12 protein-coding genes are annotated in these 14,539 nt (G+C 75.8%); 11 read left to right on the forward strand and 1 reads right to left on the reverse strand.

The features are described from left to right. Positions 1-12 precede the first annotated feature (12 nt). Positions 13-1,581, reverse strand: coding sequence for an alkaline phosphatase family protein (locus ACOTKD_RS11730; RefSeq protein ID WP_424888833.1), 1,569 nt, complete (start codon positions 1,579-1,581; stop codon positions 13-15). 684 nt (positions 1,582-2,265) lie between these two features. Between ACOTKD_RS11730 and ACOTKD_RS11735 the strand changes: the two genes are divergently transcribed. From ACOTKD_RS11735 to ACOTKD_RS11785, 11 genes are all read left to right on the forward strand, one after another. Next, positions 2,266-3,426 (forward strand): DegT/DnrJ/EryC1/StrS family aminotransferase, encoded by a 1,161-nt coding sequence (locus ACOTKD_RS11735; protein ID WP_424888834.1) that lies wholly within the window; start codon positions 2,266-2,268, stop codon positions 3,424-3,426. Positions 3,427-3,430: 4 nt separating this feature from the next. Further along, a complete protein-coding gene (locus tag ACOTKD_RS11740) occupies positions 3,431-4,438 on the forward strand; it encodes a glycosyltransferase family 2 protein (RefSeq protein ID WP_424888835.1) in 1,008 nt (335 codons plus the stop codon). Continuing rightward, positions 4,435-5,238, forward strand: coding sequence for a PIG-L deacetylase family protein (locus ACOTKD_RS11745; RefSeq protein WP_424888836.1), 804 nt, complete (start codon positions 4,435-4,437; stop codon positions 5,236-5,238). The genes ACOTKD_RS11740 and ACOTKD_RS11745 overlap by 4 nt, the downstream gene beginning before the upstream one ends. 25 nt (positions 5,239-5,263) lie before the next feature. Beyond that, complete coding sequence (locus ACOTKD_RS11750) at positions 5,264-6,406, forward strand: radical SAM protein (RefSeq protein WP_424888837.1); 1,143 nt, start codon at positions 5,264-5,266, stop codon at positions 6,404-6,406. 1 nt (position 6,407) lies between these two features. Beyond that, positions 6,408-8,711, forward strand: coding sequence for a class I adenylate-forming enzyme family protein (locus ACOTKD_RS11755; protein WP_424888838.1), 2,304 nt, complete (start codon positions 6,408-6,410; stop codon positions 8,709-8,711). Continuing rightward, a complete protein-coding gene (locus ACOTKD_RS11760; protein ID WP_424888839.1) occupies positions 8,711-9,484 on the forward strand; it encodes an SDR family oxidoreductase in 774 nt (257 codons plus the stop codon). The genes ACOTKD_RS11755 and ACOTKD_RS11760 overlap by 1 nt, the downstream gene beginning before the upstream one ends. Continuing rightward, positions 9,484-10,650: a Gfo/Idh/MocA family protein gene (locus ACOTKD_RS11765; protein WP_424888840.1), complete on the forward strand. Its 1,167-nt coding sequence runs from the start codon at positions 9,484-9,486 to the stop codon at positions 10,648-10,650. The genes ACOTKD_RS11760 and ACOTKD_RS11765 overlap by 1 nt, the downstream gene beginning before the upstream one ends. Continuing rightward, positions 10,647-11,786, forward strand: a complete 1,140-nt coding sequence (locus ACOTKD_RS11770; RefSeq protein ID WP_424888841.1) for an LLM class flavin-dependent oxidoreductase — start codon at positions 10,647-10,649, stop codon at positions 11,784-11,786. Before ACOTKD_RS11765 ends, ACOTKD_RS11770 begins: the two co-directional genes overlap by 4 nt. 64 nt (positions 11,787-11,850) lie before the next feature. Beyond that, a complete protein-coding gene (locus tag ACOTKD_RS11775; RefSeq protein WP_424888842.1) occupies positions 11,851-12,762 on the forward strand; it encodes a transglutaminase domain-containing protein in 912 nt (303 codons plus the stop codon). Beyond that, a complete protein-coding gene (locus tag ACOTKD_RS11780; protein WP_424888843.1) occupies positions 12,753-13,472 on the forward strand; it encodes an HAD-IA family hydrolase in 720 nt (239 codons plus the stop codon). The genes ACOTKD_RS11775 and ACOTKD_RS11780 overlap by 10 nt, the downstream gene beginning before the upstream one ends. Next, positions 13,469-14,536: an LLM class flavin-dependent oxidoreductase gene (locus ACOTKD_RS11785; protein WP_424888844.1), complete on the forward strand. Its 1,068-nt coding sequence runs from the start codon at positions 13,469-13,471 to the stop codon at positions 14,534-14,536. Before ACOTKD_RS11780 ends, ACOTKD_RS11785 begins: the two co-directional genes overlap by 4 nt. Positions 14,537-14,539: the final 3 nt, after the last annotated feature.

The following is a 14,539-nucleotide window of genomic DNA, read 5'->3' on the forward strand; positions in this document are numbered from 1 at the left end:
GGCCGGGGGCGGTCAGAGGTAGCCCATTTCGCGCAGCCGCTCGCTCGTGTACGCGTCCTCGGTGCCGGCGGGGCTCTCCGCGGCGGCCGTGCCGGCGGGTCCGGCGGCCGCGCGGACCGTCGCGAGGCGGGGGTCGGGCGGCGGGACGTTCACGCTGCCTGCGAGGGCTTCGTGGACGGGAGCGCCGTGCACGTCCGGCGGCCAGGAAGCCCCGAGGTCGGCCAGCAGGGTGGGCATGGTGTCCGTCAGCGCGACGGCCCCGGGCAGGCGGCCGGGGCGGACGCGGGGGGAGCGGTGCGCCCACATGCCGCGGTGGCGGTGCAGTCCCGTCTGGGGACTGGGCCGCCACACCTCGCCGCCCACGTCGCAGACGGGCAGCACGCTCTCGTCGTCCGGCAGCAGGAGCAGGTCGGGCGCGCGCCCGCAGTGCGGGCCGGGGTAGGCCTCCTCCCGGGGGACGACGGCCCGGAACACCCGGCGCCCGTCCGGCCCGGTGAGCCCCGCCAGCAGCCCGGCGGTCTCCTGCATGACCCGCTCGCGTTCGCGGGGTGCGACGCAGCCGCGCAGCTGGCGTCCCCGTACGTTGACGTTGAGGCCGTAGCTGCCGGGGACGGGCATGTAGACGCGGGTGCGCCGGAAGTCCACGTGGCGCCCCGCGCCGGCGAACCAGCTCGCGGCCCCGTCCTCGGGCTGCTCCCCGGGGGCGGTGGCCAGCAGCCCGGCCTCTTCCAGGAGCGTGTGCAGCGCGAGCGCGTGGTGCCCGGTGCCCAGGCCGTGGTCGGAGACGAGCACGACGCTGGTGTCCTCGTCGACGAGTTCCAGGAGCTCCCCCACGGCCCGGTCCATGGCCTGGTAGATGCGGGGGACGGCGGCGTCCCAGCCGCTGCCCTCCGGGGCCGGCCGGTGGCCGGGGTGGTCCGGTTCGCCGAAGTGCCAGTAGTGGTGGCCGACCCGGTCCGCCTCGGTGAGGACCACCATCACCACGTCGGTGGGCCGGGTGGTCATCAGGTGCCGCACCGAGCGGACGCGCGCCTCGACGTTGCGCTCCGCCTCCTCCAGATAGGCCAGGTCGCCGCGGAACATGGTCGCGAGGTCGGACTGGAAGTGGGCCTTGGCCGCGGCGAGTTCGCGCAGCAGGGAGGGCGGCCTGCAGTGCCGCAGCGTGCGCTCCAGGGGCCAGGTCACCTGATAGCCCGGCAGCTCGGCCGGCGGATGGGACATGGGGATGTTGACGAGGCCGAGGGTGCGGCCCTGCGCGGCGAGCCAGTCCCACGCGCTGGTGCGGCCCAGGTCCGCGGAGCGGGTGACGCGGGCGCCGTAGCCGGGGTCCTGGGTGTCGTGGAACTGGAAGATGCCGTGGCCCCCGGGCCGGCTGGCGCTGACGAACGTGCTCCAGCCGGGCGCCGTGTGAGCCGGCCAGGTGCAGTCGGTGACGGCCCGGGCGCTCTGGCCGAGCAGCTTGCCGATGTGGGGAAGGAGGCCCTGCGCGACGAGGGGGTCGATGACGTCGAACGTGCCTCCGTCGATGCCGATGACGAGGGCGCGGGGACAAGGAGGAGGAGAAGGAGGAGAAGGTGGCACGAAATTGCCTCCAGCTCTGGAACGCATCATGACCGCAGGCGAAATCGTCCGGTCGTCGATGGCCCGAGGACATTAACAGCCCCTGAGCAGAGCGTCCACGGTGCGGACGGCAGGCGCGGGGAGCGGTCTCTCCCGGAGGACTCTCCTCTCGGGAGGGCTCTCCCCTCGGGGCGGTACGGATTCGGCGGGACAGCGGCAGATTTCACACGGCACGTATCCGGACGGAACCCGCCCCACCATACGCCTGCCCCGCCGCCGGCTCCAGGCACCCGATTTGCGCCACTTCACCGGCGGGAAAACCGTCCGTGCGGACCGGTAGGCCCCCCTCCGACCACACCCGGGCCGCCTGTGCGGTGCCGGGTTCGCAGGTCACGGCGGGTGCGGCGAAATCCTGTGGCTCGTACGCGAGTTGTGCTCCGGGGTGTTGACTCCGGCAACTACCCCGATGGACGCTCATGTACGGGCATGTGATCCGGCCCACGACCGGGGGCCGGATCGCATGTCCCCTGCCCGGCCGCCCATCGGACCCTTCGGCCGGCCCCTATTCCCGGCTGTTCCCGGCTGTTTCCCGGCCGCGAGATACGGCGCACGGCCGCTCCTGCGGCCCCGGACCGCTTTCCGCCTCCCGTCGAACGGTGCCTGAAGTCGACCCACCACCAGCGCGAGACCGAAAGGCTGCTCATCATGCCGGACTCCGGTGAAGAACTGCTCTTTCCCTCCTGGCCGCAGCACGGCGAGGAGGAGCGCACCGGCCTTCTGCGGGCGCTCGCACAGGAAGGCTGGTGGCGCAACGGAGGATCGGAGGTCGAGAACTTCGAGCGGGAATTCGCCGCCCATCACGGAGCGCCGTACGCGCTGGCGACGACGAACGGCACGCACGCGCTGGAACTCGCCCTGGAGGTGATGGGCGTCGGGCCCGGCGACGAGGTCGTCGTGCCCGCGTTCACCTTCATCTCCTCCTCCCTCGCGGTGCAGCGCATCGGGGCCGTACCGGTGCCCGCCGACGTGCGTCCCGACACGTACTGCCTGGACCCCGAGTCGGCGGCGGCGCTCGTCACGCCCCGGACCAAGGCGATCATGCCGGTGCACATGGCGGGCCAGTTCGCGGACATGGACGCGCTGGAGAAGCTGTCCGTGGACACCGGGGTGCCCCTCCTGCAGGACGCCGCGCACGCCCACGGCGCACGGTGGCAGGGCAGGCGGGTCGGCGAGCTCGGCAGCATCGCCGCCTTCAGCTTCCAGAACGGCAAGCTGATGACCGCGGGTGAGGGCGGGGCCCTGCTGCTGCCCGACGAGGAGTCCCACCGGCAGGCCTACCTCCGGCACTGCTGCGGCCGCCCGCCCGGCGACCGGCTCTACGCGCACCTGACCCAGGGCTCGAACTACCGCATGAACGAGTTCTCCGCAAGCGTCCTGCGTGCCCAACTCGGCCGCTTGGACGGACAGTTGGAGGTTCGTGAGCAGCGCTGGGCGCACCTGCGCGAGGCGCTCGCGGCGATCGACGGGGTGGTGCCCCAGGGCCGGGACGAGCGCGGCACCCTGCACGCGCACTACATGGCCATGGTGCGGCTGCCCGGCATCACCGCGCGGCGACGCCTCGCGCTGGTGGACGGGCTGGTCGAGCGGGGCGTTCCCGCCTTCGTCGGCTTCCCGCCGGTCTACCGCACCGAGGGCTTTCGGCACGGGCCGGTCCCGGGCGACGCCGAGGAGCTGGCCGCGCACTGTCCCGTGGCGGAGGAGGTCGGCGGCGACTGCGTGTGGCTGCACCACCGGGTGCTGCTCGCCGACGTGCCGGTGCTGGACCGGCTGGCCGAGGTCTTCGCGGGCCTCGTCCGCGCGCTCTGACGCGATGCCGGTGCCCAGTGGCGCAACGGCTCCCCGGCTGAGCGTCGTCGTGCCCAGCCGCGGGCCGGCGGCGCGCCTGCGCGCGACGCTCTCCTGCCTGGCCGGACAGGGCCCGGGGACGCCGCCCTTCGAGGTGCTCGTGGTCGACGACAATCCGGGACCGGCGGGCGGCGGTCCGGGGCCGGCGAGCAACGATCCGGGGCCGGGGGGCGAAGGGACCGTCACCCCTGCCGCCGTGGCCGGGGAACTGGCCCGCGAGCTGCCGGTACGGCTGCTTCCAGGGCCGCTGCGGGGGCGGGCCGCGGCCCGCAACGCCGGGGCGGCCGCGGCCCGCGGGGCCCGCCTGGTGTTCCTGGACGACGACGTGCTGGTGGGGCCGGACTTCCTCACGGCCCACGCCGAGGCGGCGGACCCGGACGCCTTCACCCACGGGCGCACACGCGAACTTCCCACTGCTGCACGACTGTTGAGGAGCGTGGAGGGCGGGAACCCCGAGGACGTCCGGCGGGCCCGGGCCGCCCTCGGCCCGGCGACCGCGCCCGCACAGGCACAGGCACAGGCAGGGCCCGCCGCGCACCGGCGGCTCGTCGCCAACGCACTGGAGCGGACGGTCGAGGCCATGGCGGGCGGCGCCCTGCCGGACGTCGCGCCCTGGCTCGGCTTCGTCGGCGCCAACACCGCCGTCGACCGCGACCGCTGGCGGCGGGCGGGCGGGTTCGACGAGGGCTTCGGGCACACCTGGGGCTGCGAGGACCTGGAGTTCGGCTTCCGCCTGCACGCGGCGGGCGTCCGCAGGACCCTGGCCGCGGACGCCCTGGGCGTGCACCTCAGCCATGCCCGGCCCGGGCGCTGGGAGCAGCACCACCGCAACCTGACCCGCTTCCGGGCCCTCCACCCGCACGCCTCGGTGCACGCCCTGGAGGCGCTGCTCGGGCCCGGCGGCACGCCCGGGGAGTACGTCCGCGCCGTCGCCGCCGCGGCGGACGCGCCGGCACGGGGCGGGGCGCGATGACGGCCGGAACGCACCCCGCGCCCGGCGGTCACGTGGTACTCGCCCCGCACGCGGACGACGCCGTCTGGTCCGTGGGCGGCCGCCTGGCGCGCTGGGCCGCCGAGGGCCGCCGGACGACCGTCGTCACGGTCTTCGCGGGCCCTGGCACCGGGCCGGCCGAAGCGCGCGGCACCTGGCGGGAGGCCGCCGACCCCCGGGTGCGGCGGGCGGAGGACGCGGCCGCCTGCGCCGAACTGGGCGCCGTCCTCGTGCCGCTGGGCTTCGCGGACGCCGCGCTGCGCACCGGAGCGGGCGGGTTCCTCTATTCCGCCCCGCGGCGGCTCCTCGGCCCCCGGCACCCCGCCGACGCGCGGCTGCCGGAGGAGATCCGCGCCGCGCTGGACCCGCTGTGCGCCGGGCCGGTGACGGTGCACGCGCCCCTGGCGGCGGGCGGGCACGTCGACCACCGGCTGGTCCGCAGCGCGGTGGAGGCCTTGGCACCGGGGCGCACCGTCTGGTACGAGGACTTCCCCTACCGGCTGCGCGGGCGCGACCACGCGGGCCTGCGGCCGCGCACCGAGCCGCTGCCGGCCGGGGCGGTGGAGCGCTGGCTGTCGGCCGCGGGCCGCTACGCCAGCCAGGCACGGGCCCACTTCGGGTCGGTCCCCGCACTGCGCGAGGCGCTGCTCGACCGGGCCCGCGGGCACGGCGACGGCGGTGATGCCGACGGTTGCCGGCTCGCCGACCGCCACTGGCTGCCCGCGGCCGGCGGGCCGCCCGCCCGGACGGCGGAGGGAGGCCGTGACCCACGCCGCGCGTAGCCCCCATGACCGAGAAAGGGCACTCATGTCCCCGCGTACTCCTTCGTCGGCGGCTGCCGGATCCGGGCAGCGGCTGCCGCTGATCGGCAACGACCTCGTCGTCAACGAGGACTCCTGCAACCTCAGTTGCACGTACTGCCTCACCGGACAGAGCAACCTCAAGGAGGGCCACTCCCTCCAGCTGATCTTCGAACCGCCGCGGCGTGACAGCTACGAGCCCGGCAGCGCGCTGGGGCAGCGCCTGGACGCCGTCGCCGACCGGCTGCGGGGCCACTTCGGGCTGCCGCTGCTCAAGGTCACGGGCGGCGAGATCTTCCTGGTCCGGGGCATCATGGACTTCCTGGAGCAGGAGGCGCACAAACACGAGGTGCTGGTGATCCAGACCAACGGCGTGCTGGTGCGGCAGGAGCACCTGGACCGCTTCCGCTCCTGGGGCAACGTCGTCCTGCAGGTCTCCCTGGACAGCCACCTCCACCACGGCAACAGCCACCGGGTGCCCACCGAGAGCCTGCACCGCAAGGTCGTGGCCGCCATCTCCCGCATCCTGGAGTCGGGGCTGCCCGTGGAGATCTACTCGGTGCTCAACGACCGCAGCGTCACCGAGGTCTGCGCGTTCGCCGAGTGGCTGACGGGCTTCTCCCGGCCCCCGGTGTACTTCCCCTTCCCCGTGCGCGGCCCCGACGCGGGGAGGTTCGCGGTGCGCCCCGAGCAGCACGGCCTCGTGCGGGAACTGGCCGACCGCTACGACGAGTTCGCCTCCGTGCTCCCGCCGCGCCCCTACTTCGACCGGCTGCTGAGCTTCTACCGCGAGGGACGCCGCACCTTCCGCTGCCACCTGCCGCGGCTCGTCGTCTCCACCTTCAGCGACGGGGTCGTCACCCCCTGCCCCAACATCTGGTTCTCCGACATGGGCAACGCCCTGGAGGAGAGCTGGGAGGAGACGCTGGAGAAGGCGGGCACCAGCGGCCTCTACCGGGCCCTGCTCGCCCCCCGCCCGCGGCTCACGGCCTGCCACGGCTGCTTCACCCCCTGGGACACGCTCTCGATGTACTTCGAGGACGAGATCACCCTCGACGAGCTGTGCGCCGCGCCCACCTACTCCCCGCCCCGCATCCGCCGGATGATCGCCGACGCCAAGGCCGACTACCTCCGCACCGGGGGGAAGTGACATGGGAGAGGGCGAGGCGGGCACCCTCCTGGACGCGGTGCGCGCGCTGCCGCCGGGGCGGATCGTGCTGCCGGGCACGGACGCGGGCACGCTGCTCGACCGGGTGCGCAAGGCCGCGGACGAGATCGGGGCCGGGACCGCCGAAGGCGAGGCGGTGGCCCTGTGCGCCGGGAACGGCCCCGCGTGGGTGGTGGCCTTCCTGTCCCTGCTGGCCGCCGGGGCCAGGCCGCTGCTCCTGGAAGCGGGCACGCCCGGGGCCGAGGCCCGGCGACTGCTGCGCGCGGCCGGCGGGGGCAGGTCGCTGACCGTCCCGGACGGCGACGGCGACCTGCCCCCGGTGCTGTCCGGCCCGGCCGGGGAACCCGGCGGTCCCGGCCCCGCCGTCCTCCTGCCCACCTCGGGCTCGACCGGCGCGAGCAGGATCGTCGTACGTGACGAGGCGAGCCTCCTCGCGGAGGGCCGCCGCTACCGCGACGGCGTGGGGCTCACCGGCCAGGACACCCTGCTGCTGCCAGTCCCCCTCTCCCACGCCTACGCGCTGGGCTGGCTCTTCGGAGGGCTGCTGACCGGCGCCTCGCTGCGGCCCGTCCCGCCGGCGGCCCTGGGCCGGATCGCGGCGGAACTGGCCGGCGGGGCCACGGTGGTGGCGCTGGTGCCCAGCATCGCCCGCATGCTCGCGACCCGGCGGCTGCGCGCGGGCGGCTCCCGTACGGCGCGGCCGGACCACGACGCCCCGCGCCCGGCCGCCGCCCCCGCCCTGCGGCTGGCCATGGTGGGCGCCGGCCCGGTGGACGAACCGCTGGACCGCGCCTTCGAGGAGGCGTTCGGCACCCCGCTCGCCCGGAACTACGGCTCCACCGAAACGGGCGCGGTGTTCGCCGGGCGGGCCCGTATCGAGCCCTTCTGCGTCGGCGCTCCCCTGCCCGGGATCGCGTACCGGCTGGCCGGCGAGGACGGCGAGACGGTCCCCGGCGGCACCCCCGGGCTGCTGCACGTCCGCGTGGACGGCACCTGGCACGCCATGGGTGACCTGGCCGTGACCGTGCCGGACGGCCTGCGCGTCATCGGCCGGAAGGACCGGGCGATCCGCCGGGGCGGCCGCTGGGTGTCCCCCCTGGAGATCGAGGAGGTGCTGCGGGGGCATCCGGACGTGCGCGAAGTGCGGGTCACCGCACGGCGAGGACGCCACCCGGGCGAGGACGGCATCGTCGCGGAGGTGTCGGCCGAGCGGCCGGGGCTCGGGCCGGAGGCGCTGCGCGAGCACGCCCGCCGCGAACTGGCCGCGCACAAGGTCCCCGACGAGTTCCTGATCCGTACGGCCCTGCCCACCAGCGCCGCGGGCAAGGTCCGGGCCGCCCCCCGCTACCGGCTCACCCCGCGGGCGGCGGAGGCCGCGCGCGCCTACAAGACCTCCGAGGTCCTCTTCGCGCTGCACGGCCTGGGCGCGCTGGACCGGCTGGCCGAGGGCGCCGAAGCGGCCGGCCTGGCCCGGGAGCTGGGGTGCGACGCCGACGCACTGGAATGGGTGCTCCAGGCGGCCGCCGGGCTGGGAGTGCTGACCACCGGAGCGGCCGGGGAGAGGGAGCCGCGCGTGCGGGCAACCGAACTGGCCGCGTTCGTCCGGCTGGAGGAGTACCTCTCGCGCGGCCCCGTCACCCGCGAGGAGATCGCCGCCGTCGCCCGGACCGGGCAGGCCCGGCGGCCCTTCGAGGAGACCGGGCCCACCGGACCGGACGGGCTCGTCACCGTCTACCAGGGCGCCATGAACGGGCCGGGCGCGCGGGCCCGGGCCGCGCTGGGCCTGCGGCTGCTGAAGCCGGAGGCGGGGGCGCGGATGGTCGAGGTAACGGCCGGGCCGGGCCGCTACCTGGAGCGGCTGCTGGCCGCCGATCCCACGGCCCGCGGCCACCTGCTCACCGTCGGCCGGCTCTCCGGGCCGCCCGCGCCCGCCGTCGCCGCGGCCGTCGCGGAGGGCAGGGTGACCACCGGCCCCGAACCGCCCCGGGGCGCGGCCGACCTCTGCGTCGTCGCCAACGCCGTGCACGGCCCCGGTCCGGGCGGCGAACTCGCCACGCTGCTGGGCAGTCTGCGCCGCGGCGGCCGGCTGCTGGTCGACGACGTCTTCCTGCCCCCGTCCGGCGCGGGCAGCGAACTGGCCCTGGACTGGCTCACGCACGGCGGCACCGCGTGGCCCACGGCCGGCGACCTGATCGCCGGCCTGTCCCGGGAAGGGGCCCGCGTCAGCAGGCACCTGCCGCTGGAGGAGTCCCTGTGTCATCTGATCATCGCCGAGGAGGCCAGCTGATGGGCAGCGTCACCGAACGGGCCGTGGAGCGGCTCGGACTGAGCGGCCGCGTGGTCGTGGTCTCGGGCGCGTCGGGGCAGATCGGCGGCGCCTGCGCGCTGGAGCTGTCCGCGCTCGGGGCCGCTGTCGTCGCCGGCTACCACACCGGTGCCGAGGCCGCGCGCAAACTGCAGGAGCAGGCCGAGGGCCAGGGCGGCACGCTCGTGCCCGTCGCGGCGGACCTGAGCCGGCCCGAGGGCGCCGACGCCCTGGTGGCCGCCGCCGTGGAGCGCTTCGGCCGGGTGGACGGCTGCGTGGCGGCCGCGGGCCTGCGCACCCGCCGGCTCGCCCTGGCCACCGACGACCGGAGCCTGCAGCGGCTGCTGCAGCTGAACCTGGCCGGTGCGGTCAACCTCGCCAAGGCGTGCCTGAAGCCGATGATGCGCGCCCGCTACGGGCGGATCGTGCTCTTCGGCTCCAGAGCCGGCACGAGCGGGCTGCCGGGCCACGGCGCCTACGCCGCGACCAAGGGCGCCCTCCAGCCGTGGGCGGCGTCCGTGGCGGGCGAGGTCGGCGGCCACGGCATCACCGTCAACGTCGTGGCGCCCGGGGCGATCCGGGCCGAGGTGATGGACTTCTCCGAGGCGGAGCGCGACCTGGTGCTCAAGTTCATCGGGGCCGGCCGGCTCGGCGAGCCCGAGGAGGTCGCGGCGGCCGTGTCGTTCCTGCTGTCGCCCTCGGCCTCGTACGTCAACGGCACCACCCTCGTCGTCGACGGCGGTGCGCGTTTCTGATGACTTTCACCGAGAAGGCACCCGGCAAAGGATCCGCGCGGCCCGCGGACCGCGAACCCCTCCGGCTGGCGGTGGTGGGCGCGGGCTGGGTCGCGCGGCAGGTGTGGCTGCCCCTGCTGGAGGCGCACCCGGCGTTCCGGGTCGACGTCGTCGTGGACGACGACCCCGCGGCGGCCCGCTCGGCCGTGCCCCGCAGCGGGCACACCCGCGTCCTGCGGCGCCCGGAGGAGCTGAGCCCCGACAGCGTGGACGCGGCCGTCATCGCCCTGCCCAACCACCTGCACCTTCCCGTGGCCAAGGCGCTCGTCGAGCGCGACGTGCCGGTCTTCGTCGAGAAGCCGGTGTTCCGCACCCTCTTCGAGGCCCAGGCGCTCGCCCTCGACCACCTGGCCCGCGGCAGCATCGGCGACCTGACGCTGTACTCGTGGAGCGCCGCCCGCCACCGCACCGACGTCTGCCGGCTGGCGGAGCTCCTGCCCACCCTGGGCACCATCCGCAACCTGGGCCTGAGCTGGATCCGGGCCACCGGCATCCCGCAGCGCACCGGCTGGTTCGTCGACCGCCGGCTGTCCGGCGGCGGGGCCCTGCTCGACCTGGGCTGGCACCTGCTGGACGTGGGCCTCCACCTGCTGGGCTGGCCGCGTGTGGTCCGGGCGGCCGGCACCATGTCGGCCGACTGGATGGAGCGCGGCGACGCCACGGCCGACTGGCGGCCGCGCCCCCAGGACGGCCCGGAGGCCCGGCCCGTGGAGCCCGTCGAGGACACCGCCCGCGGCTTCCTGGTCACCGACACGGGGGTGGGCATCTCCCTGGAGACCCGCTGGGCCTCCCACCAGGCCCTGGACGTCACCACCATCACGGTGGAGGGCACCGAGGGCGTGGCCACGCTGCGCGGCACGTTCGGCTTCAGCCCGCACCGCCTGCCGCGCTCCTCCCTCACCGTCCTGCGCCTGGGCCGCGAGGAGACCGTCGCGCTGCCGGACGAGCCCGTGGGCGTCGAGTACGAGCGGCAGGTCGACGAGCTCGCCCGCCGGCTGGGGGGACCCGGCGGGGGGCGGCCGGCGTCCGGCCTGGGCGAGGGCTCGATGGCCGAAGTGACCATCCTCGCGTCCTGCATCGACCACATCTACTCGGCCGCCGGCCGGACCCTGCGGGAGGTCTCATGAAGTTCGCCTACTTCACCCACGTCTGGGGCCGGCCCGGCATCACTCCCGGTCAGCGCTACGCCGAACTGTGGCGCGAGATCCGCGACGCCGACCGGCTCGGCCTCGACTACGCCTTCTCCGTCGAGCACCACTGCACGCCGCACGAGAGCTGGATGTCCTCACCGGCGGTGTTCTGCACCGGCGCGGCCCTGCACACCGAGCGCATCCGCGTGGGGCCGATGGGCTGGGTCCCGCCGCTGCGCCACCCGATGCACCTGGTCGAGGAGGTCGCGACCCTCGACCACCTCCTGGGCGGCCGGCTGGAGGTGGGGCTGGCCTCGGGCGTCAGCCCCGAGCCCTTCCTGCCCTTCGGCGCCGACTTCGCAGGCCGCCACGAACTCACCCGGGAGGCCGTCGAGCTGCTGCGCACCGCGCTCGGCGACGACGGCACCGTCGACTTCGAGGGCCCCGTGCACCGGGTGCGGGACGTCACGCTCTCCTTCCCCGCCCTGCAGCGCCCCCACCCGCCGCTGTGGGTGCCCACCACCAACCGCAACACCCTGCGCTACCTCAGCTCGGTGGGCGCCCACACCGGCTCGACGATGATCGTGCCGCGCGCCTCCATGGGCCTCGTCTACCGCCACTACCTCGACTGGTGGCGCGAGCACGGCCACGCCACGGACCCCGACATCGGCTACTGGACCCTCGTCCACGTGGCGCCCACCGACGCCGAGGCCGAGGCACGCGCGGCCGCGCACATCACCGAGACCTTCACCAAGACCCTCCAGTACGGCTCCGTGCGGCGCTCCGGCGAGCAGCACGCCCCGGCCAGCAAGCTGAGCACGCCCGACATCCTCGCCGGGTCGGGCGACTTCGGCTTCCTCCTCGACCACAACCTGGTCTTCGTCGGCTCACCTCGGACGGTGACCGAGCGGATCCGGGCCGCGGCCGCGGAGGGCCACTTCAACACCGTGCTGGGCGAGTTCGCCTTCGGGGGGCTGGAGGAGCGGCACCGTGCCGAGTCCCTCGAACTGTTCGCCCGCGAGGTGATCCCCGCGCTGCGCGACCACTCCCCCTACGCGCCGCGCCCCGCCTACACCCCGGGCGACGAGGAGCAGGTGGCCGCCCGCCTGCAGGCCCTCGGCTACCTCGACTGACCCACGGCCGCGCCGACCGCGCCGCGCCCCGCTCCGGCGAAAGGATGAGGAGATCAGCGTTCACGTGCCGACCCGGCCGCCCTCGGCGCGGGAGCTGCGCCCCCTCGTGGACCGGCTGCTGCTCGTCCCCGACGAGCACCGCCGCTTCGCCGTGGACGAACAGGGCGCGCGCCGCCTGCACCGCATCGGACCGGAGCTGCTGGACGAGCTCACCGCGGCCGGGCTGCCCCACGCCGGCCACGGCCCCGGCCGGCTCTTCGACGGCTACGACCTCGGCAACACCGCCCTGCACCTCGGGCTCGCTTCGGTGCAGCGGCGGGCCATCCGCTCCTGGGCGGCAGCCCTGCGCACGGCCTCGGTCCCCGACTCCCCGCGCCTGCTGGTCGACGTGAAGGCGTCGTGCCCGGTGCCCGGCCACGCCGGCCCCTGCCCGTACGGCGTGCTGCTGCCCGGCGGGCGGCGCGTGGTGGCGGGCCCGCCCGCGGACGCCCGTCTGGCCCGGCTCGCCGTACGGCCGCACCGGGACTGGCCGGCCTTCCCGCCGCCCGTCCTGGAGCTGCTGCGCGCCCTGGAGCCGGTCGGCTTCTTCCTGCTGCCGGAGGCCGTCCGCTGGGACCCGGAGTTCATGTGGCGCACGCGCATGGCGGACTGCGGAGGTGCGGCCGCGTGGCTGGTGGCGGAGGGCGGACGGCGCGGGCTCGGCGTCCGCTTCGCCTTCGGGCTGCTCGTGGCCAGGCCGTACTCCACCCCGCACTGCTGGGCGGAGTTCCTGGTGGACGGCCGGTGGGTGCCGGCCGATCCGCTACTGCTGCGGGCCATGGCCGCCTGGGGCGGGCTGGACGCGGCGGCCCACCCGCCCGCCGGGTCCCCGGGAGCCGTCTTCCACCGGCTCACGGACCGCTTCACGAAAGTCGTCAGCCACGCCGGGGTCTGGGCCCCGGCGTCCCTACCCACGGAGCTCCTGCCATGCCCCTGACTCCCCCGCCCCGCTCCGCCGCGGCCTCCCCGGCCGTCCCGCCGCAGTCCGCCGCCCCCGCTCCCGGCCGCTTCGCCACCGTGGTCTTCGACCTCGACGGCGTCCTCATCGACAGCTTCGACGTCATGCGCGAGGCGTTCGCGATCGCCTACCGCGAGGTGGTGGGCACGGGCGAACCGCCCTTCGGGGAGTACGTCACCCACCAGGGGCGCTACTTCCCGGACATCATGCGGCTGATGGGGCTGCCCGGCGAGATGGAGGGGCCGTTCGTCCGGGCGAGCCACGAGCTGATGGACCGGGTCAGGGTCTACCCGCACGTACCGGAACTGCTGGCCGTCCTGCGCGACCGGGGCGTGCGCACCGCGATCGCCACCGGCAAGTCCGGCTCCCGGGCCCGCGCCGTCCTGGACCGGACCGGGCTGCTGCCCCTGCTCGACGAGGTCGTCGGCAGTGACGAGGTGCCCCGGCCCAAGCCGCACCCGGACATCGTCCACGAGGCGCTGCACCGGCTGGACGCGCCGCCCGAGGGAGCGGTCATGGTCGGCGACGCGGTCATCGACATCCGCAGCGGGCGCGCAGCCGGCACGGCCACCGCCGGCGTCACCTGGGGCGAGGGCTCGGCGGAACGGCTGCGCGCGGAGAGCCCGGACTTCCTGCTCGACCAGCCGTGGCACCTGCTCGCGCTCGTGTGCGGCGGGGGCCGCGGATGACGGCGGCCGCCCCGCGCTGGAGCGTCGTCGCCCCGCAGGGGGCGGCCGGTGAACTGGCCAGCACCGGCGGGGCCGAAGGCTGGCGGCTGCTCCTGGAGACCGCCCGCACCGTACGGCGGCACGGCCGGGGCGCGCTGTGGCTGCTGGACCGCACGGACACCACGCCCCGGCGCGCGCCCGAGCCCGTGTGGGAGGGCTGGACGGCGCTGGCCGGGCTGGCGGCCGCGGTGCCGGGGCTGGAGCTGGGCCTGCTCTCCCCGGCGGCGCCCTTCCGCAACGCGGCCCTGCTCGCCAAGCGGGCGGCGAGCGCGGACCACATCTGCGGCGGGCGGCTCGCACTGGGCCTCACGGCCGCCGCGTACGTGCCGGAGCACCACTCCACCGGGATCGCCCCGCCCGACGAGTCGCCCGCCGGCGAGCCCGGCCCCGGCGACGATGGCCGGGCCCACCGCGCCGTCGGTGAGACGGCCGAGGCGCTGCGCGCGCTGTGGAGCGGCGGGCCGGTGACCCTCGCCGGGGAGCACGTGCGGCTGACGGCGGCGCACTGCGTGCCGGCGCCGCACCAGGAGCGGCTGCCGCTGGTCCTGCGCCTGGACGCCGGGGAGGAGGGGGCCGGGGCGCGCCTGCCCGCGGACGCCTCCGTACGGGAGTGCTCCGCCGTCCAGTGGACGGGCGAGACGCGTCAAGTGGCCGCCGCCGTCGAAGCGTTCGGCAGGCGCAGGACGGCCCTGGGGGCGGACCCCGGCGGGGTGCGGCACGCCTGGGCGGCCGAGTGCCGGGTCTTCGACTCCGTGCTGGAGCGCGACCGGTGGCTGTGTTCCCCGCACGAAGTGCAGTTCTGGAGCCACCACCCCGACCTGCTGGCGCGCCGGAGCCTGTACGGCACGCCCGATCAGATCACGGACCGCGCGCGGGGTCTGCTGGCGGCGGGCGTGGAGGAGTTCGTGCTGTGGTTCCGCGACTATCCGCACACCACGAGCCTGGACCGGCTCCTCACCGGCATCGCCCCCCTCATCGACGCGACCGCCGGTCCCGGCGCCGGGACCGGCGGGGCAGAGGAGTGAGCC

The sequence above is a fragment of the Streptomyces sp. XH2 genome (assembly GCF_049725035.1).
Lineage (GTDB): Bacteria > Actinomycetota > Actinomycetes > Streptomycetales > Streptomycetaceae > Streptomyces > Streptomyces roseoverticillatus.